Below are 3409 nucleotides of genomic sequence, written 5' to 3'. Positions count from 1 at the left end.
TAAGTTCTTTATCCGACATAGACACCAACATATCAAACCGTCCGCTAAGAAAATTGCAACAGCGCATATTCTAAAAGCGGACATTTTTACTTTGGAGAAACCGGACATTTCTATTTTGGAGTTACAAAAGCATTTCGTATAATATTGATTATGTTAAATAGGATATCTAAACACAGCACCCTACAATAATATCGTTGGTGCTGCACTTGACGGTTGCAATAATAAATTATCTTACCGTCAAGTGTATCCCAAGTAACATAACATAAGTTATGCGGAAATCAGACCGCTACTCGACTTGCGTATCAGTCAAACCTACGCAAGTCTGCGTGGCTATGATTTCAATATCTGGAAAATAGATACTCTATTAGTCTCAAATTTGGAACTAGAGTCCACCATTAGATAACGTGGACTCTTTTTTTGTTGTATTAAGAAGCATATTCAAGTAAGAATCTTTCAACATCTCGGATCATATTCTGTACATCGTTATCATTAAATTCCTCAATCTCCCCATGAGCAGCTTTATTTCTTATATGTGCCAAAGTTAAAACTTGCTTATGTTGAAGAGCACTATAGATATTAGCATTTTTTAATTCAGAATTAAGAGCATCAAGTTTTTTAGGTTTAGTAGTACCTTCTTGGCAAATATCAATTCCGTTATTTTTAGCTAATTCTTTAATTGCTGTTTCTAAAACTACACCAGCAGTGACAGCAGAAGCTACTTTATAACCTGAATCAAGGAAATGCTGTGCTTGATCCAACTCACTATCAAAAACCTCTGACTGAATTAGTTTTTTGATTGTGATTAGAAAACCATTTTTTAAATCATCTTCTGCCGCTCTTAAAATTGGAATCACGCGATTTAATATTGCTTTTCTTGTATCCCCCATTCCTGCTTTAAGATTTTTATCAAACTGAGACAAATAATGTGACTTTTCACCACAAGTAATGCTTAATATATTTTTAGATTTCATTTGCCATTCGATAAAAGCTGATTGTAATTCAGGATTATAACCAGATCCAGCGGCTTCACATTTTTGATAGATTGAATCACCTTCTTCTATTAGTGAAGAAAATCGATCTAGTATTTTTTGGGTCATATTTATTCTCAAGTATTAGGTCATTCTGAAGTCGCATAACTTCATTTTATGTTAAATAAGATATCTGAAGATAGCACCCTGCATCGAGCTATGCGGTATTGATAAATATTCAATAAAGTGGAACGTTTTTTTAAAGAACGTTCCACTCAAAGAGTGTGGGGTTCAGCGGACGCTTACCTTTCTCTTAAAGCCTCTTGCGCTTTATTAAATGGTTTTATTAGATAATCTAAGATCGTTTTCTCCCCTGTTTTAATATCGACTGTTGCAACCATGCCAGGAGTAATACTGAATTGTTTGCCTGCTTTATTCATCAATTTTCCTGAATCCGTTCGAATATACACTCGATAATAAAATTGATCTTGCTTAACTTCATCTCTCAAGGTGTCTGGAGAAATAATAGAAACTTTTCCTTTCAACCCACCATAAATAGAATAATCATACGCGGTGATCTTCACCAGTGCATCTTGCCCAGGATGAATAAAAGCAATATCTCGCGGTGAAATACGTGCCTCAACCAAAAGTTGTTCATCCAGCGGAACAATTGTCATCAACTTGCCATTTTGAGAAATCACTCCGCCAATTGCAGATTCATCAGGAAACTCCCAGCAACTGGTCATATACTGATAATGGATGCTGCAAACTCTCGTAGGGCATCACATGCGGTGCCGCTGTAACAGGCACAATGCTGGAAACCGTATTTGATTGCGGTAATGGCGCGAATCTTTGCTGCTCTTGCTGCAGTCGAACAGCTGGTTTTTCTTGCGTGGTTGCATGAATCCGCTGATTGGCGGTTTCATGCAACCACCGACCAATGTGGGCATTAGCAACATCAACATCCAACAATAAGCCTGAAGTCTTAAGGCTTGCTTTCAATTGCACAATAAAGCTTGATTTGAGATATCCATTAAAGCGTTCAACTTTGCCTTTGGTCTGTGCGCGGTAGGGTTTACATACGCGGGAGGCGAAAGCCATATTTCTTGGCACAATCGAGCAGTTTGGGGTTCCATTTGTGCTGCCCCTCCTGATAGGCATCCCGTTCAATCATGATCGTTTTAGCGTTATCAAACAGGATTTCCTGAGGTACGCCCCCAAAGAACTGAAATGCATTTTCCAGACCATCGATCCATGCATCCGTCCGTTCATGATCATAAAATTTCACGAAGGTTGCTCTGGAATAACCTAATGTGGCCACAAAGGCTTTCAAAGTCGTATGGTGACGTCGAATCGTGGTGAAATCAACCTGCATTTGTTGACCAGGTTGGGTTTCAAAACGAATGACGGGTTCTGATTTGGCAACGGGTTTTAATGTTGCAAGATATTCCCTCAATATCCTGATCTTTCCTGGATATCCAAACCCTAAAATCTGCTTATAGAGCACAACGGCAGGAATCCATTCAGGATGAGCTGCATTTACACGTTCAAGCAAATAGGGTTTATATGGATCAAGAATACTTATTCTAGGTTGTGTACGCCGATACTGAGGTGTGGTGTTTTGCCGTAAATATTTACGTACGGTATTCCTGGATACCCCAAGTTCACGACTAATGGCTTTAATGGATTTACCTTGTTGATGAAGAATTTGGATGGTCACTGCTTGCTCCAAAGTTAACATGTTGAGCAGTCCAAAAAGACCGCTATATTAACCAAGGGGGTCAGTTTTAAAATGCCGTTAGAGGGTTATTTTTACACTGCTGCTAACACTTGTTATATTTATGGGACAGCAGTGGCCTTAAGCTCCCATTTTTACTGTATTTTTTTGAAATTTCGTATAACCACCATTATGTTAAATGGTAGGGGATTCTAAGTACGAGATTAGAAAATTTAGTCTTTAAGAGGAGAAATTTGTTCTAGCTTATCTTCAGGATTATTTTCTCTAATATGTATAATTCGATCATAATTTTCTACTCCTCGTAAGTGAGGTGGTGCAAATGCTGGATACTTGTTGAAAAAGTGCATTTTAATATTTAGTGCATGGTCTAAAATAAAAGCGCATTCAATTCCATAGTACTTATCATTAATAAAAAAATTGTCTGTAGTTTCTATTAGTTCTTGGATAGCTAAATCCAATTTTTGAATTTTTTCATTAATATCTTTAGTTTTATCTTCTATCTTTTTGTCCATTGGTATCACCTATAGAATTAAGTTCCCCTAAAATTAACATAATACACCTTATACGAAATCGAAATGTTAGAACCCATTTAAAGTGTCTGTATTCTCACCAATAAAAATGTCTAGTTTATGATGATTTAACCATCATGGACTGGATATGAAATATAGATGCTGATCACTATGTCTGACAAAGAAATTCAACG

Annotated in this window: 2 protein-coding genes and 2 pseudogenes; all 4 read right to left on the bottom strand. The window is 37.1% G+C overall.

Annotated elements, in window-relative coordinates:
- Positions 1–425: 425 nt before the first annotated feature.
- The 4 genes and pseudogenes from FTV14_RS15805 to FTV14_RS15790 all read right to left on the bottom strand — a co-directional run bounded on the left by FTV14_RS15805 (position 426) and on the right by FTV14_RS15790 (position 3218).
- Positions 426–1097 (bottom strand): DUF4145 domain-containing protein, encoded by a 672-nt coding sequence (locus FTV14_RS15805; protein ID WP_179989177.1) that lies wholly within the window; start codon positions 1095–1097, stop codon positions 426–428.
- Positions 1098–1270: 173 nt separating this feature from the next.
- Positions 1271–1675 (bottom strand): annotated as a pseudogene (locus FTV14_RS15800) (HlyD family efflux transporter periplasmic adaptor subunit); the annotation flags it as partial.
- A 13-nt stretch (positions 1676–1688) separates the two neighbouring features.
- A pseudogene (gene istA / locus FTV14_RS15795) lies at positions 1689–2709 on the bottom strand (IS21 family transposase).
- A 209-nt stretch (positions 2710–2918) separates the two neighbouring features.
- A complete protein-coding gene (locus FTV14_RS15790) occupies positions 2919–3218 on the bottom strand; it encodes a hypothetical protein (protein ID WP_179989178.1) in 300 nt (99 codons plus the stop codon).
- Between the last annotated feature and the right edge of the window lie 191 nt (positions 3219–3409).

Source organism: Acinetobacter sp. YH12236 (assembly GCF_013417645.1).
Classification (GTDB): Bacteria; Pseudomonadota; Gammaproteobacteria; order Pseudomonadales; family Moraxellaceae; genus Acinetobacter.
This window is presented reverse-complemented; position numbering and strand designations above follow the sequence as displayed.